The following is a 26,369-nucleotide window of genomic DNA, read 5'->3' on the forward strand; positions in this document are numbered from 1 at the left end:
ACTTCCGGTTCTTTTTTTTTTATGCTAACATAGGCTCTAAAATTCCCCTTCTAGGAGAGATGAGATGAGCAAGCTATGGGCCAAAGACTATGAAGTAAATGAACTTATAGAAGAGTTTACAGTCGGGATCGACTATATACTGGATCAGAAACTCATCCCCTCAGACTGTGCCGCCTCACTGGCCCATGCTACCATGCTTCAGTCCATTGATATTCTTACAGCAGATGAGCTTCAGGCCCTCAAAGACGGGTTGAATCAGATCCTGAAAGAACATGCACAGGGCACCTTTGAAATTAAACGCTCCGATGAAGACGGCCATACGGCCATTGAAAACCGCCTTGTCGAACTGGCAGGAGATGCGGGAAAGAAAATCCATACAGGCCGCAGCCGTAATGATCAGGTTGTAACAGCTGTCCGTGTCTATGGCAGAGCCAAAGTCCTCGATCTTATCAGTGAGTGTGCTGATCTGATCCAGGCTATTCTGAAGCTCGCTGAGAAACATAAAGAGACTCCCATGCCGGGACGTACTCACATGCAGATTGCCATGCCTTCATCCGTAGCTCTCTGGGCCGCAGGTTTTGCCGAGGAGCTTATCGACTCCATCAGGCTTCTTTCATCGGCCTGGGAAATTCTTGATCAGAATCCTCTGGGAGCCGCTGCCGGTTATGGTGTGCCCCTCCCTCTTAACAGAGAGATGACCACTGAACTTATGGGCTTCTCCCGCATTCAGAACAATGTGATTTATGTAAATAACTCCAGAGGGAAGATGGAACTTATGGTTCTTGATATTCTGGATCAGATTACCCTGACCTTAAGTAAAATTGCTCAGGATCTTATCCTCTTTTCACTTCCGGAGTTCGGTTATTTCAGCCTTCCTGCACAGCTCTGTACAGGGTCCAGCATCATGCCTCAGAAAAAGAATCCCGACGGTCTTGAACTGATGAGGGCAAAGGCCGGTACTGTGAGTGCCTGCGGAACACAGATCAGAAATATTCTGCGCTCCCTGCCCAGCGGTTACAACCGTGACTTCCAGGAGACAAAAGAACCTTTTCTCAAGGGTTGTGATATCACTTCCATTTCATTGAAGATGATGACCCTGACTTTTAATGAGCTCAAGGTTAACGGTGATAAGCTGCGTGCAGGATTTTCAAAGGAGATCTATGCCACCGATGTAGCCCTTGATCTTGTGGCTTCCGGAAAGAGTTTCAGAGACGCCTACAGGGAAGTGGGGCTGGCACTGGATAAGCTTGAGGATCAGAATCCCGATGAGTCTATCCATTCCAGAACCTATACGGGTACAAGTGGGAATCTCTGTCTTGAGGAAGCACAGGAGCGGTTGGAAGATCTTATGCAGACAAATGGAGATAGGGAAGAGTTTATAAATAAAGCACTGGAATCTCTGATGGGACAGCCGATTAATCTATTGATCCGTTGACAATTCCTGGATCTGCAGGAGAAGTTGTTTCAGTTTTTCCTGCTCTTCGAAACTTTTCTCCAGCTTGGATTCAAGTTCTTTTTTCTCATCAGACAATTCGGAATTATTTCCTTTCAGATTCCTTATATCGTTCTGCAGGCTCAGGCTGAGACTCTTCATCTCTTCCAGCTGCAGTTCACTTTCTCTTATCTGCTTTGTGAAACTGCCAGTCAGGGTTTCGGATTCTGTTTCAAAGCGGACCTTCAACTCTTCCAGAGTTTCTGTCTGAGGATTCTCAGACTCTTCCTTCAGGCTCTCTTCCACACCCAGAGGCTCCATTTTCAGAATAACCCTTGAGCTGCTCTGTTCTCCCGGGCGCAGCTTCATGCTCATATCCCTGTATCCTCTCTTACGGGCAAGAATATTCAGAGTTTCATCCGGAGCAAAGAGTCCTGTGAGATTCCCTCTGCTGTTAAGACGTCCATCCAGATAGAGCTGTGCCCCTTGAGGAAGGGTGGTTATTTCAAGGTAGACAAGAGAGTTTTCACTCATATCAAAGAGCACGGGACTCTCTTCTTTGAAGATCTTTATGTCTTTGGAGTTGAGATCCTCTGTCTCAGGGAGAGGCGTTCCGCTTTCCCATTGCTTCAGGTTAAGCGACTGGCCGCCGGGAACTGTTTTGAGAAGGCGTTCCTCCTCTCCTTTAGACTGAAGAACTGCCACCTTGCCTTCCTTGACAGAGACCCTGCTTCCGCCGTCTGTGAAGGCTTCTATATAGAACTCTGTACCTTCGACGCGGTAGATCTTCTCCTGTGCCTGAACTTCAAGGTTATCTGTTGCACTCAAGCGGTCAACTTTATAAATCATGGAACCCGTGAGAAGTTCGGTTCTCACATCAATGTCTTTTGTACTGGTCAGGAGTTTCTGTATTTTAAGGAGGGTATTGCTTCGGAGGTTCATGGTAGCCTTTCCAACGAAATGGACCTGACACCAGGAGTCATCTACTACCTTGATGACATCTCCCTCCCTTACTGTATCTCCGGGGCGGGGACTGAGTATCTTTTCTTCTCTGATAATATAGACTTCGCCGGAAATATGGGAGATTACCGCATCTCCGGGTTTTATTTCAACAAAACTGAGTATTTCATCATCTGCACTGTATCCCGCTGACTTGATAATGATCGAGTATCCGTAAAGAAGTCCACCGGCAACCAGGGCTCCGGCGAGTATAAGAAGTATTGATTTTACAATTGATTTCATGGATTACCATCCTGAGGCGCTTGAGTCTTAATTCAGTGCTTCTTCCACCAGTTCTTTCAGATCAGGGGGAAGTTCGGCTGATATTGAGTTAAAAAGTCTGATCACTCGTCTTTTACTGTAACGGCCGTCTGCACTCAGGAGGGTTTTACCGCCTTCTTTTAATTGCCAGGTAAGACAGCGCTGAACCGATTTCTTGTCATAACACAGTTGGAAGCCTGTTATTCTCTCTTCTGAAGAGTCATACCAGACAATTAGATCAGTATTTTCATCTACAAACCATTTGCGGTTATCCTCGCCGGGAACCTGGCGGACATTTTCTATCTCAACCAGCATGCTTCCTCCTGTGTTACACTTTTCTATGGCTTAATAGAAAGCTCTCAGAGACTGAGCGATATTCAGGCAGTAGTCTCCAATCTGTTCTACGTGTCCGACAATATCAAGATACAGCAGTTCTCCCTTAATATCCGCACCCTTTTTAATGTTTTTCCTGATTCCCTTGTTCAGGCCTTTCTTGAAAGTCTGGAGTTTTTCCTCCATTTTATATGCCTCTTTCAGGGATTCCTTATCCATATGCTCGTTGATATGGGATTTTATGAAAAACAGAAAATTCTGTACCATGGTGGCTATGGGTTCAAGTTCGGCCATAGCATTGTCATGCATGGGAATATTTTTTTTGAAACGGCGTTCAGATAGAAGAATCAGGTGGTAACAGCTGTCACCGATACTTTCAAGTTCATTAACAATTCTCATCATGGCACTGACGTTATTACGGCCTGTTTCATTCAGACTTTCACCGGAACAGGCAATAAGAAATTTTGTGATTTCCTCCTGCATCTGGTCACTGTAGTCTTCCATCTCCTTTATTTCCTTGACCTGTGCACCCATTTTCTTATCGGGATTGTTACAGACTTCAAGGTAGATGCTGAACATATCTTCAACAACCTTGGTCATGTGGGAGACCTCTTTCTGTGCCTTGATTATATTGATTTCAGGAATACTCTGCATCATGGGTTCTATATAGCTGAGGGTATATGTTCCAAGACCCGCTTCCTCTTCTCCCATGGGAATCATCTTTTCTACAAGTTTTGCAATTTGAGGAACAAAACCGATAAAAATCACAGTATTCAGAATATTGAACATAGTATGAAACATGGCCAGGTTGGTTGTGATTTCATCCCCGGGAACGATGGCTTGAACCATCCTCAGGAAGGGATTGAATATAAAGGAGAATACAACTACACCGGCAATATTGAATAGTATATGAACCCTTGCGGCTCTTTTCGCATTGACATTGGCTCCCAGTGAGGCCAGAAGGGCGTCGATGGTTGTACCGATATTTGAACCCATTACCATGGCGGCCGCTGCCTCCAGAGGTATCAGTCCGTTATGTGCCATGGTCAGTGTGATGGCCATGGAGGCACTGGAGGAGTGAACAATAACGGTGATAAGAGCACCTGCCATTATGAAGATAACCAGTGAAAGTACACCCTTGTCTGTATAACTTTCCAGGAACCCGACCATTCCGGCATCCATGGAGGGCATGGAGTCTTTCAGGAAGGAGAGACCCAGGAATAGGATACCGAATCCAATCATAAACTCACCCCAGTCCCGTCTCTTGGCGAACTTGGAGAAATAGAGAGGCAGACCGAGGCCTATTATGGGAAGGGCCATGGCGCTTATCTTGAATTTAAATCCCAGGAGAGAGACGATCCATCCTGTTACTGTGGTACCGATATTGGCACCCATGATGATTCCGATGGACTGGGTCAGGGTAAGAAGCCCCGCATTTACAAAGCTCACAACCATTACTGTGGTTGCTGAAGAAGACTGGATGATTGTTGTAATCAGAAATCCGGTAAGAACAGCAACGAAACGGTTGGATGTAATATGGTTGAGGACACTCTGCAGTCCTTCACCGGCTGCCTTTTGTATTCCTTCACTCATGATTTTCATTCCGAAGAGGAATACACCCAGGGCTCCTATAATTTCCATTATATTCAAGACTATGGTCATATTTTAATAAATCTCCTGTATCTGTATGTAGTATAAGTAATAATATTCTAATGAAAGGTCTGGAAGTTCCCGGAGCTTGCCTTTTGGAACTGATACAAAGTCTATATGTCGCATGGATGTAAAGCAATACTTATGTTAGGAAATTAACCAAAATCTAACAAAAAATCAACATAGCTCAGAGGCCTGTATTGCTTCTGCTTTTTCTGATAGAAAAGAGCCACAGAGCTGCCAGGGTGAGGAAATAGGGGAAGCTGAGTATCAGAGTCGGCGGGATACCAAGGAATCCCTGAGCTCTGTTGGCTCCCCATTCGGCCATACTGAAAAGGATACAGGCAAGAACAACACCGGGGATTCTCCTGTATCCCAGATAGATGGCCACCAGGGCAATCCATCCTTTTCCCGCTGACATTCCGGGCACATATACACCAAGGTTCAGAGAGAGTGCCCCACCAGCAAGACCAGAAAATGCTCCGGATAAAAGGACCATCTGTTTCTTGACCTTTACAGGATTTATCCCTCTGCTGATCAGCAGGTCTTCCTGCTCTCCGCAGGAGCGGATAATCAGCCCCTGCCTGGTTCTGAAGAATACTATAAGCATGATCACAGCAGCTGCAAGGGCAGTGATTGTGAACATATCCATTCCTGCAATCTTGAATACAGAAGATATATTCTCCGGGCGGATAATGCCCTGGTTTCCATAAATCCGCTGGGATATGGATACCGTCAGTGCCGGAACCAGCACATTGATTCCCAAACCTGTTATAAAAGGATTGCCTTTGAGAGTAAAGGTTCCCAGATTGAAGAGCATGGAGATAAGCATTCCTGCAAAAAGAGCTCCCAGGGTACCCAGGAAAATACTGCCGCTTAATCCGGCGATCAATACGGCTGCAAAAGCTGAACCCAGTATCATCCCTTCCAGGGCTATGTTCAGTACTCCTGCTCTCTCTGTGAGAAGCCCTCCCAGAGCCGCTAAAATCAGTGGAGTTGCGCTGGCCAGAATTACAAGTATCATCTTCTCCTCCGTGATTTTATCCGGAGAACCGAAGAGGATATCAGCAGAAAGAGAACACCCTGAATAATGGCACCCAGTTCAAGGGATATGTCTGAATGGAGTACCGCTATTTTTGAACCCTGGCTTATCCATGCGAAAAAGAGAGCTGCCGGCAGCAATCCTGGAACTTTCCGGCCTGCAATCATGGCAACGGCTATACCGTTCCAGCCCAGTCCCGAGGTGAGTCCCTGTATTCCTGCAAAATAGGTCCCCGTCAATACCAGTGCCCCGGCCAGACCGTGAAGGGCTCCACTGGCTGTGAGGGGGAGTGTCTGGTAGATTCTCATGTTGAGGCCGCTGTGTCTGGCAAAGCTGCTGCTCCTTCCTGTTATCTGCAGTTCATATCCCTGGCGGGTATGATTCAGAAAGTAATGAAATAGTGGGAGAAGCAGGAGAGGCAGCAGAAAAGATATGTTGAATGGACTTGGTATAAGCAGAGAGGGGAGTCTGAATTTTTCAGGTAGAGGCGCCGTTGTCATCAGATAGCTTGAAGAATCCCTTAAGGGGCCTGTAATCAGATAATCGATCAGTTTTCCTACTCCTGCAGAAAGAAGAAAGGTACTGATCAGGTCATCCACGTCCCAGAGGGCCTTTAATACACCTGAGATAAAAGCAAGTGCTGCACCTCCGGCTATTCCGCTTAATAATAATACTGAAATCCCGGGGATTCCCGGCATCTCTGGGAGCAGTCTGGCAGTCAATACTGCGCAGATCGCTCCGGTATAGACCTGACCTTCTCCTCCCAGGTTAAACGATCCTGCATTAAAGGCCAGGACAATTCCAAGGCCGGTAATACTCAAAAGGACTATGGTGTTGAGCATTTCTCCCAGATACAGGCTGTTGGATAAAACTCCCGGGAAGAAGTAATAAAGCGTCTCCATTGGAGTATTGCTGAAGAACAGAATCACTACCGCAGCTGCTGCAAGGCAGAGAAGAAGTACAGGCAAAGTGCCTGGTATGCGGATTTTTTTCATCCCCCGGGTCAGATCTATCTTCATATTCTGTCTGCTCCCGTCATTTTTTCTCCGATAAAATTTCTGTTCCACTGTTCTTCGCTTCTTTCTATCTCAGTAAGAAATCCATCGCTGAGAATACAGGCTCTGTCACTCAGACTCAGAAGTTCTTCCAGATCCGTTGTGAGCAGGAGAATGGCAATCCCCTCTGACCTGGCCTTAAGCAGCTGATTATGCAGTTTTTTCCTGCTCTTGAAATCGAGACCCCAGCTGGGTTCTGAAACAAACAGAAGAGGAGCTGTCTTTTCCAGTTCTCTGGCTACAATCATTTTCTGGATATTTCCACCCGAGAGTGTCTTTACCTGCTGTTCGGCTTCACCCTTGATGTCCTGTTCCTTTATGAAAATTTTTGCCCAGTGAATCAGTCTTTTGCGGTAACTTCCTTTGCCTGTCTGTCTTTTAAGAACCGACAGGTTTTCGGCGAGACTGGATTCAGGATCAGCTCCCCGGCTCAGTCGGTCTGCAGGGATGTAGGATATTCCATTTCGTCTTACTTTATATGGGCTCAGGGGCATCCTGTTTTTACCATTTATGAATATAGTTCCTGAAGAGGGCTGAATTATTCCACTCAGGAGATCTTCGATAAAGGTCAGTCCGTTTTCCCTGATGCCGCCCATTCCCAGGATCTCTCCGGGGTACAGTTTAAAACTGATATCTTTAAGACGCCTGTTTCCCAGCTCACTGTACTCAATGTCTGACAGCTCGAGAATAGGCATTTCATCCGTATCCATATCACGGGGGGGACTTATGGTTTCAAGGTATTCTGTCCCGTCGTCTTCTCCGATCATCTGTCTGGATATATCAGAGGGGCTTAAATCCTTCTTCTCAGAAACCCCCTGCAGTTCTCCCCGCCTGAGCACGGCGATGCGGTCAGCGGCCTTTATTACTTCATGGATTTTATGGCTGATGAAGAGTATGGTTTTTCCCTCTTCTTTCAGTCTGAATATCAGGCTGAATAGTTCTTCGTTCTGACTGGGGGAGAGGCTGGCAGTCGGTTCATCAAGGATAATAATCTTTTTATTCTTCCAGAGGGCTCTGATCAGTTCACATCTCTGAATTTGGGGGGCCGTGAGATAGCGGGCTTTCAGATTAAGGTCCAGGGGCAGGCCATAGTGCTCCTGAATTTCAGTAATTTCATTCAGTATTCTGTCTCTTCGGAAGAATCCTTTTTCCGGACCGAGGATGATGTTTTCCATAACCGTCAAATTTCCCGCCAGGAGCGGTTTTTGATGAACCATCCCCACCAGGTCTCTTCTGTATACAGAATCTGTCCCTTCGGAAGTTCTGATAACCCCTTCGGTTTCGTCCATAAAGCCGGAAATCAGGAACATTAAAGTAGACTTCCCGGCACCGTTTTCTCCCATAATTGCGAGAATCTCGGCTCTGCGGATAACCATGCTGATATTTGAACAGGCCCGGATTCCGTTTTCAGGGAAAATCTGAGTAATGTTTTCTAATTCCAGAATATTTGAAGGGGCTGTTTCATCTGCCAAAGCTTTGTATTTTTCCTGTCTCTCTGATGTCTATCTGAACTTAAGGCTGCCGTTTCTGAGCTTGTCTGTCTCTTCTTTCATGGCCTTGCGGATAGATTCGGGAACATGTTCCTTGTAAAGTGATTCATCATCAAGGAAATCGACATAACCTTCATAAACACCTGCGTATACAGAGGACCCCGTTTCGAGTTTTCCCTCAAGAGCCAGAAGAGTCTGTTCGTAGGCTGCGATATCTTCTCTTATTATACCGCTTCCAAGGATAACTCCCGGTTCTATGGAGTAACCGTCTGTGTCATACCACAGTACATATTTCCCCTTTTTTTTTGCAGCAGAGACAACTCCCTGGTTGGCCCCTCCGGCGATTGTTAGAATAATATCTACACCCTCATCAAACATGCTCATAGCCAGGTCGGAAGCCCGGGCGGCATCGTACCAGTTACCAATAACTCTGAAATCAAGTTCTCCCTCCGGAGCAGCGGCCTGAAGGCCCCGTGTAAATCCGGGTTTTATTCTCTGCATCATCTCAGGGTATTCCTGTCCGGCGATCAGGCCCACTTTCAGCATGCTGTCGGCACCGGGCAGTTCGTCGGACTGGGTGGCAAGACCTGCCAGATAACCCAGCATATAGGAGAGCTCCAGATGGCTGAACAGAAAAGTAGATACAGTATCATTTTCAATTCTGCTTCCTTCAAGAATCAGGAAATTCTGATCCTTGAAAGTTGTCTTAATCTCTCTGCATATTTCGGGCATGGAAGGATTAGAGCTTATAATGAGGTCGTATTTTTTTTCGGCGGCAAGTGCCAGTACCTTGGATTTCCATTCGGCCTGGTTGAAACCGCCTTCCACTGTCTTTACTGTTGCACCTTTTTCTCCGGCGGCTTTTCTGACTCCCGTATCCATCATTTCGTAGGTGGGGCTTCCGGCCAGGACTCCCGGGATAAAGACTGCAAGGGACATAGCTTTTATTGAGCTTGATGATTCTGTTGAGGATTCTTCGGCAGAACTCTGTTCTTTTGGGCTACAGGATAAAAACAATAAGAAAATCAAGGCTGCCGGCAGCAGCCGCAGGGTGGAATATTTAATTGAATTTGACATGAAAATTCTCCTATACCCACATGGGCATTTGTAATTGGATTTTATAATCTAAGGAATGTGCCGGTGTGGGGGCATATTATGCTTTTTTTGGACTTACAGGCAAACCCTAATTATTGACCCCGCTTTATGGCTGTGCTATCTTTTTAGAACATAAATCAATAAATAATAAGGATATTAGATGAGTTTTTCCAAACCCACGTCTCTTGGTGTGATCGCCTGTCCGGGGGGAGAGCAATTTGCTAATGAAATCACCTCCCATTTAAAGACGATTTACAGGACACGGTTCGAAAAAAAAGTCAGCTATATTTCCCGTCTCTATAATATAGATAGAGAGGAAGTATGCAAGCAATCCAATTTTGCCAATGATATCATTTCACATCGTGTTTCCGCTGTGGGTGATTCCTCAACTTACAGGAGTCCTTCTTTTAAGATCCCCTGTAAAATTACTAAATTCGCCAATGGGGAACTGAAGGCGGAGATCCTCAGATCTATCAGAGGAGCGGATGTCTATATTGTTCAGGATATGGCTAATATGACACCCATTCGCTTTTCCGGTTCAGACGAAAAGAGTCTCTGTTCGGTCAATGACCACCTAATGAGTCTTTATGTGACTATTGATGCCGCCATGAAGTCGGGAGCCCGCCGGGTTTCTCTGGTTCTGCCAACCTATCCCTACAGCCGTCAGCATAAATCAAAAGGCCGGGAAGGACTGACCGCTTCAACTCTGGGGCGCATGTATGAAAGTATGGGTGTTGACCGCATCATTACTCTGGATATTCATTCAAAGGAAATATCACACTGTTTTCACAAGCTTTCTCTTGAAAATCTGCATGCTTCTTATCAAATTCTCAGACAGCTCAACAGCAAGATTAATCTTATGGATGAGGATTTTGTAGTTGTTTCTCCGGATACAGGTGCCATTGAGAGGAATAAATTTTATGCCAACTCCCTGAAAAAGCCTCTAGCTCTCCTTTACAAGGAGAGGGATTATTCCAAAGTCACTCGCTCTGCAGCAGATTCAAATATCATCTCTGCCCGCCTTCTGGGTGATGTCACCGGAAAAACTGTCTTTATGGCGGATGATATGCTGGGTACCGGCGGTACTTTGATAAAGGCTATGAAGCTTATACGTGAGCTGGGAGCAAAGAAAATAATATGCTCTGTTTCCCTGCCCATGTTTTCAGGTTCTGCAGTAGAGCATTTTGATGAGGCGTATAAAGAAGGATACTTTGATTATATCGTAGGAACCAACGCAGTAACCCTTCCCGAAGAGATCCTTTCAAAGGAGTGGTTTTTTTCTGCAAGTGTATCAAACCTTTTTGCCCGATCCATCTCCAGAGTTCATCATAATCGTTCTGTTTCACCTCTATTGGATAACAGCAAGATGATTCAGAGAATGCTGAAGAAAAAATAATACAGACACTGGGGTAATCAGTGATACTTGCCGTAGATATAGGAACCTCCTCCATGAAGGGAGGGCTTATTACAGATGAGGGGCATCTTTTCTCATATCACAGGATTAGTTTTCCTTCGGATGTAATCCGGGGGGATCAATCCTTTTCTACTGAACTTTGGTCACAGGGGTTTCAGGAAATACTGGAAAATATCGGAACCGACAGAATCACTGCTGTCGCCATAAGCGGGAACGGTCCCACAATGGTTGCGGCAGACAAGTCCGGACGCCCTCTGACTTCCGCTCTGATGTGGAACAGGGATTACAGTGATCCTGAATTTCAAAGCAGTTCTTACTATCTGTCCAGAATCAACTGGCTGAGAAAAGAAGATAGGTCTGCATATGACAAGGCTGATTATTTCTTATCATGCCCTGAAATTCTCTATACCCAGCTTACAGGCCGCTCTGTTATGGTTATTCCCCATAGAGAGTATCTGCCTTATGTCTGGTCAGAAGATGAGCTGGACAGACTGGGGTTCAGAAAGGATGCTTTTCCTGAGCTTATTGATATGGGAGTCCCCGTGGCCCCCGTCTCAGAAGATGCCTATTTAAAGACTCCTTTGAAGCCGGGTACACCGGTGATTGCCTGCGGCAGTGACTTTATTGCTTCTCTTATAGGTTCGGGTGCAGTCAGACCGGGGCGGATCTGTGACCGTGCCGGTACTTCTGAAGGGATTAATTACTGTGCAACCGCTCCCAGTGGAGACAGTAGGGTGAGAGAGCTGCCTCATGCACTGGAAGGGTTTACCAATATCGCTGCCATTTTATCTTCCACGGGAACTCTGTTTGAGTGGTATCGCTCTCTTACGGGTCAGGAAAAAAACAACTACATCGAAACCATGAAGGGTGTGGACAGCATTCCCGCCACCCAGGATCATCCCTTTTTTTTCCCCAGTATGAAGGGTGAAAACCTATGGGAATTTTCAAATGGTCTTTTTACTATGCTCGATCCTTCACAGGGTAAGTTTGAATTGGGGCGTTCTGTAATGGAGGCAATCGGATTCGCCGTCAGACGGAGTCTGGAGATTTTTGAAGAGTTGGATCTGCCTGTTAAAGAGCTTCGAATTTCCGGAGGTCAGGCCAAAAGTCATGTCTGGAATCAGATGAAAGCCGATATAACAGGGAAAACAATGCTGATTCCCGAGATTGAAGATGCTGAACTTCTTGGTTGTGCCTGTCTTGCTTCTGTGGCTTTAGGTCGGTATGATAGCATAACGGCTGCTGTAGATTCTCTTGTGAAAATAAAGCATGAGATCAAACCCCGGGCTGAGTATTATGAAATTTATGACAGGAAATATAAGCGCTACAGGGAAGCCTGTTCTGCGGTTGTTTCTTTTTATAAAGATTATCCGGCTGTGGATTGAGGGAAAATTTATTTTGAAATAATTTTTTTCAGGATAGGGAAATATTTGACTTCTTTTTTTATAAATTATTTTTTGGGTAAAAGAGTTGACAAAGGAAAAGCATTTTGGTACTTTCTATGAGCATTTTAGGACATGCCTCTGTAGCTCAGTCGGTAGAGTACGACCATGGTAAGGTTGGGGTCACCGGTTCGAATCCGGTCGGAGGCTTTATTTTTACTTTAGATATTTTGCTGAGCGAAAAATTCGGCTTTTTAGGCGGGAGATAATAATTATGGCTAAATCAAAGAAGGGAGCAGTTGAACTGATTGCTCTTCAGTGTACAACCTGTAAACGTAGAAACTACACAACTACTAAAAACAGAAGAAACGTCCAGGGTAAACTTGAGATGAAGAAGTACTGTAAATGGTGTAAAGGGTCTACTGATCACAAAGAGACCAAAATTAAATAAGTTTATATACAGGCCAGTAGCTCCAATGGCTAGAGCGCCGGTCTCCAAAACCGGATGTTGTAGGTTCGAGTCCTACCTGGCCTGTTTTTTTTAATTTTATTTTCTGATTAGACAGACCTCCGGCCTTTGTGTCGGAGTTTGTTTGTCTAAAGAGGTGCCGAGAAATCGGTACTGTTTATCATCGGGAGCTTATTATTTATGAAGAAGATTAAAGCGTTTTTCTCTGAAAGTTACGGAGAGTTGAAGAAGGTCGTATGGCCCGGAAAAGATTCAGTTGCATCCTCTACCAAGGTTGTTCTTGTCTCTACAGCACTTTTTGCTATCTTTTTTGGTGTGGTTGATTTTGTTCTTCTGAAAGGACTTTTCTTTATTTTCTAATCAAGCCCCCAGAGGCAAGGATGTGTAATGGCAAAGGGATGGTACGTTCTTCATACCTATTCGGGGTATGAAAACAAGGTTGAAAAATATATTCGACTCTATATGGAAGACGGTTCTCTTGGGGGAGCTGTTCTTGATGTAAAGGTTCCTGCTGAAGATGTTGTGGAAGTCCGCAATGGAAAAAAGCGTACCGTTTCTAAGAAATTCCTGCCTGGTTATGTTTTGCTTGAGATGGATCTACCTGACAGAGGTTGGAAAAACGTCTGTACTCAGATTAAGAAGATTCAGAGTGTTGTAGGTTTTGTAGGATATGCATCCGGTTCAAAGCCTCAGCCCATCAGTCATGATGAAGCCAAGTCGATTCTTCAGAAAACCGGTGCTATTAAAGCAGAGCGCCGATATCAGTCCAAGCAGGATTTTGCTGTGGGCGAAGAGGTTCGTGTTGTAGAAGGACCTTTTGAATCTTTTTCCGGTAATATCGAAGAGGTTAACCAGGAAAAAGGCAAACTGAGAGTTATGGTGGGTATCTTCGGAAGAAGTACTCCTGTAGAAGTAGATTTCTCTCAGGTTGAAAAGATCTAAAGACGACTTAGTCGTTTTAAATAGATGGGAGTCCTTCCGTTGGGGAAGGATGTTAAGACCACAAGGAGATTTTAATGGCCAAGAAAAAGGTAACAGCTTATATTAAGCTACAGGTGCCCGCTGGTAAAGCGACCCCGGCACCTCCTGTAGGACCGGCCCTCGGTCCTCATGGTGTTCCTGCTCCTCAGTTCGTTCAGCAGTTTAATGATCGAACTAAGAATTACGAGCCTGGACTCACAATTCCTGTAGTAATTACAGTATTTGCCGACAGAAGTTTTACTTTTGTCACCAAGACACCCCCTGCAGCAGTACTGCTGAAGAAGGCTGCCAAACTTGATAAGGGTTCTGCTGAACCCCATAAAGTTAAGGTTGCCACAGTGACTCGTGCACAGGTTCAGGCAATTGCCGAAACCAAAATGGTTGACCTGAATGCTAACGACATGGAAGCTGCAATCAGTATTATTTCTGGAACTGCCCGCTCTATGGGTATCAAGGTGGAGGGTTAATCTATGGCTAAAGGTAAGAATTACATAGCAGCTGCAGCCAAGGTTGATTTCGGAAAGGTTTATGAAACCACCGAAGCCGTAAGTCTTGTAAAAGAAGCAGCTTTCGCAAAGTTTGATGAAACCGTTGAGGTTTCTGTTAAGCTTAATATTAAAAAGAATCATTCTATCCGTGATACCGTCAGTCTTCCCAATCAGTTTACCGCTGAAAAGAAGATTCTTGTATTTGCCAAGGGTGATAAAGCTAAAGAAGCTCTGGAAGCCGGTGCCGCTTATGTCGGTGATGAAGATCTTGTTGCAAAGATCAAAGACGGTTGGCTGGACTTCGATGTCTGTGTTGCTACTCCTGATATGATGAGGGAAGTTGGTAAACTCGGTCCTGTTCTTGGTAGGCGAGGGCTGATGCCTAACCCCAAGACACGTACCGTTACTATGGACATCAAGGGTGCTCTGGCTGAATTGAAACAGGGTCGTGTTGAATATCGTGCTGATAAAACCGGTGTTGTACACCTGGCTGTCGGTAAGGTTTCGATGGATGCTTCCAGTATTGCCGAAAACTACGATGTTTTCATGAGTGACCTGATTAAGAAAAGACCTTCCGATGTGAAGGGCGAGTTCATCAAGTCTATTGCACTGTCTTCTACTATGGGCCCCGGCGTCAAAGTAGTGGTGAAGGAGTAAGATATGGCAGAAAAGAAAGTACAGCAGAGTAAAATCGATGCCGTTAACGCTCTTAAAGAGCAGTTTGACGGAGTAAATAGCTTTTTCTTTACGGATTACAGAGGTCTGACAGTTGAGCAGGTCACTGAATTAAGAAATAAGTTACGTGAACAGAATGCTGAGTATCATGTAATCAAGAATAATCTGGCAAAAATTGCCATGAAAGATCTTGGTAACGAAGGTATTTCAGATCTTCTCGTAGGTCCTACTGCAGTAGCTCTGGCTCGTGATGAAGCCGGTCCTGTTGCGAAGACTCTTCTTGATTTTGGAAAAGATGCCCCTGTAGAAATGAAGGGCGGATATCTTGATGGCAGTGTGTTTGATGTACCCGGTGTTGTAGCTTTTTCTAAGCTTCCCACCCGTATGGAACTCATTGCTAAACTTATGGGTACCATGAAGGCACCCGTTCAGCATGTTGCGCTTGTTCTTAACGGCGTTACAACTAAGCTTGTCAGAACTCTGGCTGCTGTTGCTGAACAAAAAGGCGAAGAATAAGAATTTCCTGGTGTTCCAGGAACTTATTATAGGTGACGTTAGTCTTCTGATAGTTGTTTATGCTATCGTCACCCTAAAACATAATTAGAAGGAGAAGATAATATGACAACTGTAGAAATTCTGGATGCAATAGCATCAATGTCCGTAATGGAAGTTTCCGAGCTGGTAACAGCAATGGAAGAAAAATTTGGTGTAACTGCTGCTGCACCCGTAGCTGTGGCTGCTGGTCCTGCTGTTGCTGCCGAAGCTGTTGAAGAACAGACCGAATTTGACGTAATCCTCAAGGGATTCGCTGATGGTAAAAAAATCGGTGTTATTAAAGAAGTTAGAAGCATAACTGGTCTTGGTCTGAAAGAAGCCAAAGAAATGGTAGAAGGCGCTGATAGCGTTGTTAAAGAAGCCATTTCTAAGGAAGATGCAGCCAAGATTAAAGAGCAGCTCGAAGCTGCTGGCGCTACTATTGAAATTAAATAATTCTGTGTATTCTATACAGGGTTGATTTTTTTCTCATTTAACCACAAGAGGCATTGGTCTCTTGTGGTTTAGTGTATATCAGGGGGTTTTGAGTGTTTGAAAGGGATAAGTTAGAAAGCCGAAACTATATCGGTAATGAATATGAAGAAGTAATAGATCTGCCTGGATTGATAGATATCCAGCTCTCTTCATACGAAAAATTTCTGCAGACCAATGCCGTTCAGGGCGATCATGGAATGGTCAGTCAGGGATTGGAAGAAGTATTTCAGGCTACATTCCCTATTGAAAGTGCCAATGGCGAATTGGTTCTTGATTATGATTATTATACCCTGGATTATAACGGTGTAAAAGTTACCGAGGCCGAATGTAAAAAGAAAGGCCTGTCTTATGCTGTTCCTATTAAGGCCCGTATTAATCTGATTTTCCAGTCAACTGGAGAAATTAGACAAAAAGAAATATATATGGGCGATATTCCTCTTATGACAGATAGGGGAACATTTATTATAAACGGAGCCGAAAGAGTCGTGGTTTCACAGATTCACAGGTCTCCCGGTGTTATCTTTTCTATGGAGAAGGGTATTCATTCCTCACGAATCATCCCTTACCGCGGATCATGGCTGGAATTTGAAGTCGATCCCAAGAAAGAACTGGTTTTCACCAAAATTGATAGAAAGAAAAGAATTCTCGGTTCCCTTTTCCTCAGAGCTCTGGGGCTGGATACCCGGGAAAAAATTATAGATCAGTTTTACAAGATCAAAAAAGTTAAAGTAAATAACAAGAGGGACGGTGCCGGATCTCTGGTAGGCATGGTCTTCGGACGTGCCGTATATACGGAAGTTGAAGGTGTAAGGAAGAAAATCTACCGTGCCGGTGAGAAAATTCATCCCCATGATACTGATGAACTGGTTCACTCTAAAATCAAATCTATCGAAGTTATAGACTTTGATCATGCCGAATCTTTGAACTCTTCACTGATTCTCAACTGTTTTGAGAGAGAAGAGGCTAAATATAATCAGGATGATCCCGATCAGGACGAACCTACAAAAGAAGATGCATTATCTTCAATCTACTCAATACTGATGCCCGGTGAACCTATCACCGTAGACAGTGCCGAAAAAGATCTGGTTTCCATGTTTTTCTCAAGCAGAAGATATGATCTTGGTAGAGTCGGTCGTTACAAACTGAATAAAAAGTTTGATTATGAAAATCCTGAAGATGTACACGTACTGACCAGAGAGGACATTGTTAATACAATGGGCTTCCTTATTAAGGTTTACGACGGTGATGCATCTATCGATGATATTGACCACCTTGGTAACAGACGTATTCGTTCCGTAGGTGAGCTTCTCTCCAACTCTCTGAAGACAGCGTTCTCCAGAATGGAAAGAATCGCCAAAGAAAGAATGTCTCTGAAGGAAGTTGAGTCCCTGAAGCCTCAGGATCTCGTTTCCATCAAACCCATTGTGGCTGCTGTAAAAGAATTTTTCGGTTCTTCCCAGTTATCTCAGTTTATGGACCAGGTTAATCCTCTTTCCGAGCTGACACATAAAAGAAGACTGAATGCTCTCGGACCCGGTGGTCTCTCCAGAGACAGAGCGGGATTCGAAGTAAGAGATGTACACTATACTCACTATGGACGTATGTGTCCTATTGAAACACCTGAAGGTCCGAATATCGGTCTGATCGTGTCTCTGGCCAACTTTACCAGAGTCAATGATTACGGTTTTCTGGAGACTCCTTTCCGTAAGGTTGTAGACGGCCGCGTAACAAAGGATGTTGAGTATCTTTCCGCCATGGATGAAGAGAAATACTATATTGCTCAGGCGAGTGCCGCACTGGATAAGAAGGGCGGCTTTGTAGAAGATCTTGTTGCTGTAAGAAAGACCGGTGACTATACAATTAAAAGTCCTGCGGATATCAAATACATGGACGTTTCGCCACGGCAGATTATCTCTACCGCGGCTTCTCTGATCCCCTTCCTTGAACATGATGATGCTAACCGTGCACTCATGGGTTGTAACATGCAGCGTCAGGCTGTTCCTCTTTTATTCCCCGAAGCTCCTCTGGTAGGAACGGGAATGGAAAAGAAAGCGGCATATGACTCCGGTGTATGTATTAAGGCTAAAATGGGTGGAACTGTCACCAAAGTTACTTCCGGAGAAGTTATTATTGCTCCAGAGGGTGGTGATGCTGAGGTTAATGATCATTATACAATGATCAAGTATCAGAGAACCAACCAGGATACATGTTTTAACCAGAAACCCATTGTTAAACTGGGTGAAAAAGTTAAAGCCGGTGATGTTCTGGCTGACGGTCCTTCCACTAAAAATGGTGAACTTTCTCTGGGGCGTAACCTGCTTGTAGGTTTTGTACCCTGGAACGGATACAACTATGAGGATGCTGTTCTTATCTCTGAAAAGGTCGTTAAGGACGATTATTACACCTCAATTCATATTAAAGAGTTTGTTACTGAGGTGCGGGAAACTAAACTCGGTCCTGAAAAACTGACTCGTGATATTCCCAACACTTCTGAAAAGTCGCTTGAGCAGCTTGATGAAGAGGGACTCATCAGAGTAGGAGCCAAGGTAAAATCAGGATATATCCTGGTTGGAAAAGTAACTCCCAAGTCTGAAACAGAAACAACTCCGGAGTTTAAACTTCTGAACTCTATCTTCGGTGAAAAAGCCAAAGAGGTAAGAGATACTTCCCTGAAGCTCCCCCATGGAGTAGAAGGCACTGTAATCGATATTCAGAGACTTAAACGCTCTGAGGGTGATGATCTGTCTCCCGGTGTTGATGAAGTTGTAAAAGTTCTGATTGCCACCAAGCGTAAGCTGAAAGAGGGTGACAAGATGGCCGGTCGTCATGGAAACAAGGGTGTAATTGCCCGTGTTCTTCCTGAAGAAGACATGCCTTATATGGAAGACGGAACTCCTCTGGAAGTCTGTCTGAACCCACTTGGTGTACCTTCGCGTATGAATATCGGTCAGATCATGGAAACCATGCTCGGAATGGCTGGTGCCAGACTGGGTCATATGTATGAAACACCTGTATTCAATTCGGCTTCTACTGAAGAGATCGAAGCTGAACTTGTGAAGTCAGGCCTGCCAAGTTCTTCAAAGATAACTTTGTATGACGGATATACCGGTGAACCTTTTGAAAACGATGTATTTGTCGGTTACATGTACTACCTGAAACTGCATCACCTTGTTGATGACAAGATGCATGCACGTTCAACCGGTCCCTACTCGCTGGTTACACAGCAGCCACTGGGTGGTAAAGCTCAGTTTGGTGGACAGAGACTGGGAGAAATGGAAGTATGGGCTCTTGAAGCCTACGGCGCTGCCAATACTCTCCAGGAGCTTATGACGATCAAGTCGGATGACATGAACGGAAGAGCTAAAATATATGAAAGCATTGTTAAGGGTGATGCGACTACCGCTGCCGGTATCCCGGAATCCTTTAACGTTCTCGTACAAGAATTGCGAGGGTTAGCCCTTGATGTCAGAATTTATGACACAAAAGGCAAGCAGATTCCTTTCACCGAGCGTGATGAGGAACTGATTAACAGACAGGGCAGCCGGTTCTAGGCAGGAGGGGACTTTTGATGAAAGAGATACAAGATTTTGATAGTCTACAGATAAAATTGGCATCTCCGGAACAGATCAGAGCATGGTCTTACGGTGAGGTCAAAAAACCAGAAACCATTAACTACAGAACCCTTCGTCCGGAAAAAGACGGCCTGTTCTGTGAAAGGATTTTCGGTACAACAAAAGAGTGGGAATGTTACTGCGGTAAGTTCAAGTCCATCCGTTATAAGGGTGTGATCTGTGACCGTTGTGGTGTTGAGGTTACTCATTTTAAGGTCCGTCGTGAAAGAATGGGCCATATTGAGCTGGCTTCTCCTGTTTCTCATATCTGGTATTACCGCTCAGTGCCCTCAAGGATGGGTCTGCTTCTGGATCTTTCCATTGCAGCTCTCCGTTCTATCCTTTACTACGAAAAATATGTAGTTATTGAGGCCGGTGATACTGACCTTAAGAAAATGCAGCTTCTCTCTGAAGAAGAGTTTATGGAAGCTCAGGATCGTTACGGTATGTCTTTTACAGCCGGAATCGGTGCTGAAGCGGTCAGAAGCCTTCTTGAAGGTCTTGATCTTGATGCTCTCTCTGTAGAGCTTCGTGCAAAAATGGTTGAAAAAGGACCTAAAGCAGACAAGAGACTTCTTAAGAGAATTGAAATCGTAGAAAACTTCAGAGACTCAGGAAACAGATCAGAGTGGATGATTCTGGATGTAATTCCCGTAATTCCCCCTGAATTGAGACCAATGGTACAGCTTGACGGTGGACGTTTTGCGACTTCCGACCTTAATGACCTGTACAGAAGAGTTATCAATAGAAACAACCGTCTGAAAAGACTTATGGCTCTTAATGCTCCCGATATCATTATCCGTAATGAAAAGAGGATGCTTCAGGAAGCTGTTGATGCCCTTTTTGACAACTCCAAGAAGAAAAAAGTAGTTAAGGGTGCTTCTAATAGACCTCTTAAATCACTTTCCGACCTTCTTAAAGGTAAACAGGGACGTTTTAGACAGAACCTTCTTGGTAAACGTGTTGACTACTCCGGACGTTCCGTAATTGTTGTTGGTCCCAATCTGAAACTTCATCAGTGCGGCCTTCCTGCAAAGATGGCTCTGGAGCTGTACAAACCATTTATTATGAAGAAACTTGTAGACAAAGATATCGTCTACAATATTAAAAAAGCTAAAACTCTTGTGGAGCAGGAAACTCCTGAAGTATGGGCCGTTCTTGACGAAGTCGTTAAAGAACACCCCGTTCTTCTGAACCGTGCTCCTACTCTTCACAGACTTGGTATTCAGGCCTTTGAGCCTGTACTGGTAGAAGGTAAAGCTATCCGTCTGCATCCTCTTGTCTGTCATGCTTTCAATGCTGACTTTGACGGTGACCAGATGGCTGTTCACGTACCTCTGACCCATGCGGCTCAGATTGAGTGCTGGACTCTGATGCTCTCTGATACAAACCTTATGAACCCTGCCAACGGTCAGCCCGTTGTATTTCCTTCACAGGACATGGTTCTCGGACTGTATCACCTGACAAAACACAGACCCGGTGCCAAGGGTGAAGGACGCTATTTTACAGGTGGAAACGAAGTTCTTATGGCTCTCGATTCCAGGTCTGTAGCCTATCAGGCAATGATTAAGGTTAAAATTGATGGCGAGTTCAAGGAAACTACCCCCGGTAGAGTTATTTTCAATGAGTTGCTTCCCAAGGAAGTTGATTTTGTTAATGAGACTCTCGGTGATAAACAGATCAGAGCCCTGATTACAGAGACACATGAAATCCATGGTTCTTATATAACCGTTAGGATGCTGGATACCGTAAAAGATACAGGATATAAGTATGCAACCAAATTCGGTGCTTCCATCGGTATGGATGACATCATTATTCCTGAGAATAAGAAAGAACTTATTGACGCGGCCAATGCTGAAGTCTCTAAGATTCAGGGTCAGTATCTTTCCGGACATATTACTCAGGAAGAGCGCTATAACCGTGTAGTTGAGGTCTGGAGTAAGACCAACGAAGAATTGACCAATGTCATGATGGAAACACTCAAGCATGATAAGGGTGGATTTAACAACGTATTTATGATGGCCGACTCAGGAGCGAGGGGTTCCAGGAACCAGATTCGTCAGCTTGCCGGTATGCGTGGTCTGATGGCTAAACCTTCAGGTGATATTATCGAGCTGCCTATCCGTTCCAACTTTAAAGAAGGTCTATCTGTAATTGAGTTCTTTATCTCAACCAACGGTGCCCGTAAGGGACTTGCGGATACCGCGCTGAAAACTGCGGATGCCGGTTACCTGACAAGACGTCTTGTAGATATTGCTCAGGATATGGTTGTAAACGAAGAAGACTGCGGTACCATCAACGGTATTGAAACTCATGCACTGAAAGATGGTGAGGATATTGTTGAATCACTGGCTGACAGAATCCAGGGACGTTTTACACTTGAAAGAGTAAAACACCCTATCACCGGTGAAGTTATCATCGATGTAAATGAAGAAATCACAGATGAAATTGCCAAGGCAATCGAAGAAGTCGGTGTTGAGGCTGTAAAAGTCAGAACCGTACTGACCTGTGAAGCTAAACACGGTGTTTGTAGAAAGTGTTACGGACGTGACCTTTCTACCAAGAAGACCGTTAATATCGGTGAAGCTGTAGGTATTATTGCTGCCCAGTCTATTGGACAGCCCGGTACACAGCTTACCATGAGAACCTTCCACGTTGGTGGTACAGCAAGTACTATCGCCGAAGATAACAGAGTCTCACTGCGTTACCCCGTTCTTGTAAGAGAGATCAACGGTACACGTGTTGATATGGATAACGGCTCAAAGCTGTTTACCAGAAAGGGTGCAATCATTGTAGCCAAGGTTCTGGACTCTTTCGATCTGAAAAAGGGTGTTGAAGCTCTTGTTGAAGATGGACAGAAGGTCATTAAGGGTGAATCCATCCTTAAAACAAAAGACGGTGACGTCGTTGCTGATCGGATTGCCTTCGTTTCTATCGTCGGTAAAAAGCTGCTTCTGGTTGCTCAGGATCAGAAACTTGAAGTCAGAAACGGATCTACCGTACAGGTAGCAACGGGTGCTGTAGTTCCTGCTGAAGAAGCACTGGCTTACTTTGACCCCTTCTCAGATCCGATTATCGCTGAACAGAACGGTACAGTTAAGTTTGAAGATATCATTATCGGTACAACTTTGAGAGAAGAAGTAAATGAAGATACTGGTAATATTGAAAAGAAAATTACCGATTTTTCACTTGAGTCACTTCAGCCTCGTATTGTGATGCTGGACTCTAACGGTGAAGAACTGGCTTCTTACTATCTGCCTGGAAATGCTTACCTTAACGTCGAAGACGGAACGAAAGTTAAAGCCGGTAGAACTTTGGCCAAGATGCTTAAAGAATCTACAAAAACACAGGATATTACCGGTGGTCTTCCCAGGGTTGGAGAGCTTTTCGAAGCCAGAAAGCCAAGAGTCGCAACAGTTATGTCCAGAATTAACGGAAAAGTCAGATTTGACGGAATCGTTAAGGGTAAACGTGTTCTGACCGTTGTTGACCCCTGGGATAATGAGTTTAAACATCTTGTTCCCATGGGAAAACATCTTCTTGTAAGAGACGGTGACCTTGTTGAAGCCGGTGAACCTTTATGTGAAGGATCTAAAGATCCCCATGATATCCTGGACATCCTCGGAGAAAATGCTCTACAGCAGTTCCTTGTTGATGAAGTTCAGGAAGTTTATCGGATGCAGGGTGTAAATATCAACGATAAGCATATTGGTGTAATTATTCGTCAGATGATGAGAAAAATCGAAATCATCGATGTGGGTGATACACACTTTATTTACGGTCAGCAGATTGATAAATATAATTTCCGCAGGGAAAATGAAAGAGTTAAGAGAGAAGGTGGAGAATCGTCAATTGCGATACCTCTTCTTCTGGGTATCACCAGAGCCTCACTTAATATTGATTCATGGATTTCAGCTGCCTCCTTCCAGGAGACAACAAGAGTTCTGACCAATGCAGCCATTGCCGGAGATGTCGATCATTTGAGAGGCCTCAAGGAAAATGTTGTTATCGGTCATATCATTCCTGCCGGTACCGGTATGAAAAAATACCGGAACATGAAATTGTTCAATAAGGATAGTCAGGATCTGGACTCACATGTTGCTCAGATTTTGGAGAATAGAAAGAAAGAACAGGAATTGGCGAGTATGAATCGGGAGCCCTTTGATGAGTCATACGACGAAAAAACCGAGGCTTAAGTAGTTGATTTTCCGATTTCAGCGCTGGAAAATGGCTTATTTGCATTTCGCAAACTTCGCTTTTTTCTGCCTTGAAATCGAAATAAATCCTTATTTAAGTTTGTTTTAATGAGGAATACGGCAGTGATGCCTAAGTTTTTTACCGGGGAGATTATGCTGGTCTTTTCGATAATGATTTTCTTGATATTGCGAAGTGTATCGCTTTTTAAAGAAAATACAATATATCTCTTAATAATGCTTGACTCTAAATTGAAGAATTGTTAGAGTCGCTATGCATTTAATATAATTATTTAACGGGAGAATGTAGTATAAATGCCTACAATAAATCAGTTAGTCAGGAACGGTCGTAAGTCTTCAGTTAAGAAGACAAAGGCACCCGCCCTCCAAGCTTGTCCTCAGAAAAGAGGCGTATGTACAAGGGTTATGACCATAACTCCTAAGAAACCGAACTCAGCGCTTCGTAAAGTTGCCAGGGTCAGATTGACCAATGGTATCGAAGTGACTGCTTATATTCCTGGTATTGGACACAACCTTCAGGAGCACTCTGTGGTTATTCTTCGTGGCGGTAAGGTAAAAGACCTTCCCGGTGTACGTTATAGAATCATCCGTGGTACAAAAGATACACTCGGTGTGGATGGAAGAAGAAAGTCCCGTTCTAAATACGGAACCAAGAAACCTAAGGCGTGAGGTAAGGGATAATGGCAAGACGAAGAGAGGCACCGGTAAGACCGGTAATGCCCGATTCAAAATATAACAACACTACTGTAGAAAAATTCATTAAGCGAATGATGCTTAGTGGTAAGAAGTCTACCAGTGCAGCATGTCTTTACGACGCGCTTGCTGTTGTTAAAGAAAAGGGTAGTGAAGATGAGCTTCAGACATTTCTGAAAGCTCTTGAAAATGTAAAACCTGCAGTCGAGGTTAAGTCAAGAAGAGTTGGTGGTTCTACTTACCAGGTTCCCGTAGAAATTCGGGATTCCAGGAGAGATGCACTGGCTATGAGATGGCTGATCGCAGCTGCAAGAAACAGAAGTGGTAAAAGCATGTGTGATAAGCTCAGTGCGGAAATCATGGATGCTTCAAACTCTACTGGGTCTGCTTTCAAGAAGAAAGAAGATACCCATAGAATGGCGGAAGCTAATAAGGCATTCTCCCACTATAAGTGGTAGGCTGCATTAGATAAGTATTTGAAAGGTCTGCTGCTCAGGTGGCAGACCCCTCGACGGAATGCCTTTTCTGTCACTTGTGATTGAAAAGGCCGCTACTGTGACAGAGGTTAACATGATGATCAGTCTTCTGGACTGCTAGTCTTCCGGTGATCCAAACCGTGCATTTCTTTGTAGATGTATAGGTGGTGGAAGAGTTATTATGACAACAATTGAAGTATTCTCTACTTTATTCTGTTCTTTAGTGAAAAAATCTGTTAAATGAATATGTTTTCGGTCGTTTGGATGTTGCCGTGTAATAGCAGTATTTGCTACTATCACGCTGATACCCGCTAGGGTTAATCCAAAGAAAGTTGTTTTTTAAAGAGCCTAGGAGGTAGAAATGGCTAAAGAAAAATTCGAACGTAACAAACCGCACATCAATGTCGGTACAATTGGTCATGTTGACCACGGTAAAACCACTCTTACTGCTGCAATCTCTATGTTTTGCGCTGCTAAGTCTGGTGCTAAGATCATGAGTTATGAAGATATTGATAACGCTCCCGAAGAAAGAGAGCGTGGTATTACTATCAATACTCGTCACGTTGAGTATGAAACAGCGGATCGTCACTATGCACATGTTGACTGTCCCGGACATGCTGACTACATCAAGAACATGATTACCGGTGCTGCACAGATGGACGGAGCCGTTCTTCTCGTTGCTGCAGACTCAGGACCCGAGCCTCAGACTAGAGAGCACATCCTTCTTGCGAGACAGGTTGGCGTTCCTAAGCTGATCGTTTTCATGAACAAACTCGACCTTGCTGACCCCGAACTGGTTGACCTGGTAGAGATGGAAGTACGTGAGCTCCTCGATGAGTATGGTTTCCCCGGAGACGATACACCCATCATTAAAGGTTCAGCTTTCGAAGCTATGTCTAATATTGAAGATGGTGATAAGACTGCATGTATTCAGGAGCTCCTGGATTCTATGGATACTTATTTTCCTATTCCTGACAGAGCTGTAGATCAGCCCTTCCTGATGCCTATTGAAGACGTTTTTTCAATTTCCGGCCGTGGTACTGTTGTAACCGGTCGTATTGAGAAAGGTGTACTTCATGTTGGTGACCAGATTGAGATCGTTGGTATTAGAGACAATCAGACTACTACATGTACAGGTGTTGAGATGTTCAACAAGCTGCTGGATGAAGGTCAGGCTGGTGATAATATCGGTACTCTTCTTCGTGGTATTGATAAAGAAGCGGTTCAGAGAGGACAGGTTCTTTGTAAACCTGGTTCTATCTCTCCCCACGCAAAGTTTAAAGCAACTCTGTACTGTCTGACTAAGGAAGAGGGTGGACGTCACAATCCTTTCTTTTCCGGATACAGACCTCAGTTTTACTTTAGAACAACTGACATTACAGGAACTGTAACTCTTCCCGAAGAGAAGCAGATGGTAATGCCTGGTGATAACACCGAGATTTCTGGTGAACTGATTCATCCTATTGCGATGGACGGAGGGCTTAGATTCTCTATCCGTGAGGGTGGTAGAACTGTAGCTTCCGGTCAGGTCATTGAGATCATAGAATAAGAAGTAATGAAAGAGTCGCCCTGCTATCCGG

General features: G+C 44.5%; 22 protein-coding genes and 2 tRNA genes. 17 read left to right on the forward strand and 7 right to left on the reverse strand.

The window, feature by feature from the left end; translation table 11 throughout:
• Nucleotides 1–64: 64 nt before the first annotated feature.
• Complete coding sequence (gene argH, locus DV872_RS15775) at nucleotides 65–1,435, forward strand: argininosuccinate lyase (protein WP_114630916.1); 1,371 nt, start codon at nucleotides 65–67, stop codon at nucleotides 1,433–1,435.
• Here the strand turns inward: argH and DV872_RS15780 are convergent.
• The 7 genes from DV872_RS15780 to DV872_RS15810 form a co-directional block, all read right to left on the reverse strand.
• On the reverse strand, nucleotides 1,421–2,674 hold the full coding sequence (locus DV872_RS15780) for a FecR domain-containing protein (protein ID WP_114630917.1): 1,254 nt from the start codon (nucleotides 2,672–2,674) through the stop codon (nucleotides 1,421–1,423). The genes argH and DV872_RS15780 overlap by 15 nt on opposite strands.
• A gap of 27 nt (nucleotides 2,675–2,701) precedes the next feature.
• Nucleotides 2,702–3,007, reverse strand: coding sequence for a hypothetical protein (locus tag DV872_RS15785; RefSeq protein WP_114630918.1), 306 nt, complete (start codon nucleotides 3,005–3,007; stop codon nucleotides 2,702–2,704).
• A gap of 30 nt (nucleotides 3,008–3,037) precedes the next feature.
• Nucleotides 3,038–4,687, reverse strand: a complete 1,650-nt coding sequence (locus tag DV872_RS15790; RefSeq protein WP_216664402.1) for a Na/Pi cotransporter family protein — start codon at nucleotides 4,685–4,687, stop codon at nucleotides 3,038–3,040.
• 175 nt (nucleotides 4,688–4,862) lie between these two features.
• Nucleotides 4,863–5,699, reverse strand: coding sequence for an ABC transporter permease (locus tag DV872_RS15795; protein ID WP_114630919.1), 837 nt, complete (start codon nucleotides 5,697–5,699; stop codon nucleotides 4,863–4,865).
• Complete coding sequence (locus DV872_RS15800; protein WP_114630920.1) at nucleotides 5,696–6,736, reverse strand: ABC transporter permease; 1,041 nt, start codon at nucleotides 6,734–6,736, stop codon at nucleotides 5,696–5,698. Before DV872_RS15800 ends, DV872_RS15795 begins: the two co-directional genes overlap by 4 nt.
• The gene (locus DV872_RS15805) at nucleotides 6,733–8,244 is read right to left on the reverse strand and encodes an ATP-binding cassette domain-containing protein (protein WP_114630921.1); all 1,512 of its coding nucleotides are present in this window, start codon (nucleotides 8,242–8,244) and stop codon (nucleotides 6,733–6,735) included. The genes DV872_RS15800 and DV872_RS15805 overlap by 4 nt, the downstream gene beginning before the upstream one ends.
• A 30-nt stretch (nucleotides 8,245–8,274) precedes the next feature.
• Nucleotides 8,275–9,339, reverse strand: coding sequence for a BMP family ABC transporter substrate-binding protein (locus DV872_RS15810; protein WP_114630922.1), 1,065 nt, complete (start codon nucleotides 9,337–9,339; stop codon nucleotides 8,275–8,277).
• A 178-nt stretch (nucleotides 9,340–9,517) separates the two neighbouring features.
• Between DV872_RS15810 and prs the strand changes: the two genes are divergently transcribed.
• The 16 genes from prs to tuf all read left to right on the forward strand — a co-directional run bounded on the left by prs (nucleotide 9,518) and on the right by tuf (nucleotide 26,338).
• The gene (gene prs, locus DV872_RS15815) at nucleotides 9,518–10,753 is read left to right on the forward strand and encodes a ribose-phosphate diphosphokinase (protein ID WP_114630923.1); all 1,236 of its coding nucleotides are present in this window, start codon (nucleotides 9,518–9,520) and stop codon (nucleotides 10,751–10,753) included.
• A gap of 20 nt (nucleotides 10,754–10,773) precedes the next feature.
• The gene (locus DV872_RS15820; RefSeq protein WP_114630924.1) at nucleotides 10,774–12,156 is read left to right on the forward strand and encodes an FGGY-family carbohydrate kinase; all 1,383 of its coding nucleotides are present in this window, start codon (nucleotides 10,774–10,776) and stop codon (nucleotides 12,154–12,156) included.
• A 134-nt stretch (nucleotides 12,157–12,290) separates the two neighbouring features.
• Nucleotides 12,291–12,363: transfer RNA gene (locus DV872_RS15825), tRNA-Thr, on the forward strand.
• Nucleotides 12,364–12,427: 64 nt separating this feature from the next.
• Nucleotides 12,428–12,604 carry a 50S ribosomal protein L33 gene (gene rpmG / locus DV872_RS15830; protein ID WP_114630925.1) on the forward strand — a complete coding sequence of 59 codons (177 nt, stop codon included), beginning with the start codon at nucleotides 12,428–12,430 and terminating at the stop codon, nucleotides 12,602–12,604.
• A gap of 10 nt (nucleotides 12,605–12,614) precedes the next feature.
• A tRNA-Trp gene (locus tag DV872_RS15835) sits at nucleotides 12,615–12,688 on the forward strand.
• A 114-nt stretch (nucleotides 12,689–12,802) separates the two neighbouring features.
• The gene (secE, locus tag DV872_RS15840; protein WP_114630926.1) at nucleotides 12,803–12,982 is read left to right on the forward strand and encodes a preprotein translocase subunit SecE; all 180 of its coding nucleotides are present in this window, start codon (nucleotides 12,803–12,805) and stop codon (nucleotides 12,980–12,982) included.
• Nucleotides 12,983–13,009: 27 nt separating this feature from the next.
• Entirely contained in the window at nucleotides 13,010–13,564 is a 555-nt protein-coding gene (nusG, locus tag DV872_RS15845; RefSeq protein ID WP_114630927.1) for a transcription termination/antitermination protein NusG, read from the forward strand.
• A 74-nt stretch (nucleotides 13,565–13,638) separates the two neighbouring features.
• Complete coding sequence (gene rplK, locus DV872_RS15850; RefSeq protein WP_114630928.1) at nucleotides 13,639–14,070, forward strand: 50S ribosomal protein L11; 432 nt, start codon at nucleotides 13,639–13,641, stop codon at nucleotides 14,068–14,070.
• A 3-nt stretch (nucleotides 14,071–14,073) separates the two neighbouring features.
• A complete protein-coding gene (gene rplA, locus DV872_RS15855; protein WP_114630929.1) occupies nucleotides 14,074–14,748 on the forward strand; it encodes a 50S ribosomal protein L1 in 675 nt (224 codons plus the stop codon).
• Nucleotides 14,749–14,751: 3 nt separating this feature from the next.
• A complete protein-coding gene (gene rplJ / locus DV872_RS15860) occupies nucleotides 14,752–15,282 on the forward strand; it encodes a 50S ribosomal protein L10 (RefSeq protein ID WP_114630930.1) in 531 nt (176 codons plus the stop codon).
• A gap of 102 nt (nucleotides 15,283–15,384) precedes the next feature.
• Entirely contained in the window at nucleotides 15,385–15,756 is a 372-nt protein-coding gene (gene rplL, locus DV872_RS15865) for a 50S ribosomal protein L7/L12 (RefSeq protein ID WP_114630931.1), read from the forward strand.
• A 92-nt stretch (nucleotides 15,757–15,848) separates the two neighbouring features.
• Nucleotides 15,849–19,346: a DNA-directed RNA polymerase subunit beta gene (rpoB, locus tag DV872_RS15870; RefSeq protein ID WP_114630932.1), complete on the forward strand. Its 3,498-nt coding sequence runs from the start codon at nucleotides 15,849–15,851 to the stop codon at nucleotides 19,344–19,346.
• Nucleotides 19,347–19,363: 17 nt separating this feature from the next.
• On the forward strand, nucleotides 19,364–23,602 hold the full coding sequence (gene rpoC, locus DV872_RS15875) for a DNA-directed RNA polymerase subunit beta' (protein WP_114630933.1): 4,239 nt from the start codon (nucleotides 19,364–19,366) through the stop codon (nucleotides 23,600–23,602).
• 312 nt (nucleotides 23,603–23,914) lie between these two features.
• Complete coding sequence (gene rpsL, locus DV872_RS15880; protein WP_114630934.1) at nucleotides 23,915–24,289, forward strand: 30S ribosomal protein S12; 375 nt, start codon at nucleotides 23,915–23,917, stop codon at nucleotides 24,287–24,289.
• A gap of 11 nt (nucleotides 24,290–24,300) precedes the next feature.
• Entirely contained in the window at nucleotides 24,301–24,771 is a 471-nt protein-coding gene (gene rpsG, locus DV872_RS15885) for a 30S ribosomal protein S7 (RefSeq protein ID WP_114630935.1), read from the forward strand.
• 379 nt (nucleotides 24,772–25,150) lie between these two features.
• The gene (gene tuf / locus DV872_RS15890) at nucleotides 25,151–26,338 is read left to right on the forward strand and encodes an elongation factor Tu (protein ID WP_114630936.1); all 1,188 of its coding nucleotides are present in this window, start codon (nucleotides 25,151–25,153) and stop codon (nucleotides 26,336–26,338) included.
• The last annotated feature ends 31 nt before the right edge of the window (nucleotides 26,339–26,369 follow it).

Origin of the sequence: Oceanispirochaeta sp. M1 (assembly GCF_003346715.1) — a bacterium.
In the GTDB taxonomy this organism is placed as follows: domain Bacteria; phylum Spirochaetota; class Spirochaetia; order DSM-2461; family DSM-2461; genus Oceanispirochaeta.

Coding starts and splice junctions, on each gene's coding strand:
- argH (WP_114630916.1), top strand. CDS start 65: ATGAGCAAGCTATGGGCCAAAGACTATGAAGTAAATGAACTTATAGAA.
- DV872_RS15780 (WP_114630917.1), bottom strand. CDS start 2,674: ATGAAATCAATTGTAAAATCAATACTTCTTATACTCGCCGGAGCCCTG.
- DV872_RS15785 (WP_114630918.1), bottom strand. CDS start 3,007: ATGCTGGTTGAGATAGAAAATGTCCGCCAGGTTCCCGGCGAGGATAAC.
- DV872_RS15790 (WP_216664402.1), bottom strand. CDS start 4,687: ATGACCATAGTCTTGAATATAATGGAAATTATAGGAGCCCTGGGTGTA.
- DV872_RS15795 (WP_114630919.1), bottom strand. CDS start 5,699: ATGATACTTGTAATTCTGGCCAGCGCAACTCCACTGATTTTAGCGGCT.
- DV872_RS15800 (WP_114630920.1), bottom strand. CDS start 6,736: ATGAAGATAGATCTGACCCGGGGGATGAAAAAAATCCGCATACCAGGC.
- DV872_RS15810 (WP_114630922.1), bottom strand. CDS start 9,339: ATGTCAAATTCAATTAAATATTCCACCCTGCGGCTGCTGCCGGCAGCC.
- prs (WP_114630923.1), top strand. CDS start 9,518: ATGAGTTTTTCCAAACCCACGTCTCTTGGTGTGATCGCCTGTCCGGGG.
- rpmG (WP_114630925.1), top strand. CDS start 12,428: ATGGCTAAATCAAAGAAGGGAGCAGTTGAACTGATTGCTCTTCAGTGT.
- secE (WP_114630926.1), top strand. CDS start 12,803: ATGAAGAAGATTAAAGCGTTTTTCTCTGAAAGTTACGGAGAGTTGAAG.
- nusG (WP_114630927.1), top strand. CDS start 13,010: ATGGCAAAGGGATGGTACGTTCTTCATACCTATTCGGGGTATGAAAAC.
- rplK (WP_114630928.1), top strand. CDS start 13,639: ATGGCCAAGAAAAAGGTAACAGCTTATATTAAGCTACAGGTGCCCGCT.
- rplA (WP_114630929.1), top strand. CDS start 14,074: ATGGCTAAAGGTAAGAATTACATAGCAGCTGCAGCCAAGGTTGATTTC.
- rplJ (WP_114630930.1), top strand. CDS start 14,752: ATGGCAGAAAAGAAAGTACAGCAGAGTAAAATCGATGCCGTTAACGCT.
- rplL (WP_114630931.1), top strand. CDS start 15,385: ATGACAACTGTAGAAATTCTGGATGCAATAGCATCAATGTCCGTAATG.
- rpoC (WP_114630933.1), top strand. CDS start 19,364: ATGAAAGAGATACAAGATTTTGATAGTCTACAGATAAAATTGGCATCT.
- rpsL (WP_114630934.1), top strand. CDS start 23,915: ATGCCTACAATAAATCAGTTAGTCAGGAACGGTCGTAAGTCTTCAGTT.
- rpsG (WP_114630935.1), top strand. CDS start 24,301: ATGGCAAGACGAAGAGAGGCACCGGTAAGACCGGTAATGCCCGATTCA.
- tuf (WP_114630936.1), top strand. CDS start 25,151: ATGGCTAAAGAAAAATTCGAACGTAACAAACCGCACATCAATGTCGGT.